This window comes from Mesorhizobium sp. M3A.F.Ca.ET.175.01.1.1, from assembly GCF_004791945.1.
Classification (GTDB): domain Bacteria; phylum Pseudomonadota; class Alphaproteobacteria; order Rhizobiales; family Rhizobiaceae; genus Mesorhizobium.
Window position 1 is genome coordinate 1 of sequence record NZ_SRTP01000304.1, and the last position, 305, is coordinate 305.

The window sequence follows — 305 nt, forward strand, 5'->3', positions numbered from 1 at the left end:
GTTCCGCATATCTGTGCGCGTATCTGGGTCTGCTCGCTTGGAAAGGGGATACTCTCGGTACAGATACGCACTTTACGCTCGTGCGCGCCGTCGAACGGGACGACGACCAGAACCGGACGCGACGCCTGGCCGGCCAGAAGGAAGACGCTCGGCGTGATCCTGGCATCGATCGGCTGGAAACCCTGGTCATATACGTGGACCTCGCGCCGGATGCGCGGGTGGTACGGATTGCCCGGGAAGACCCGGACGGCAAAGGCATCCGTGGAGGGGCGAACCTCGCCCCGCATCAGCGTCATCGACTGGGC

The 305-nt window shown here is 64.3% G+C and carries 1 protein-coding gene; it reads right to left on the bottom strand.

Annotated elements, in window-relative coordinates; translation table 11 throughout:
• The coding region (locus tag EN818_RS31760; protein WP_135906734.1) for a hypothetical protein at positions 1 to 305 on the bottom strand (305 nt) is incomplete at both ends.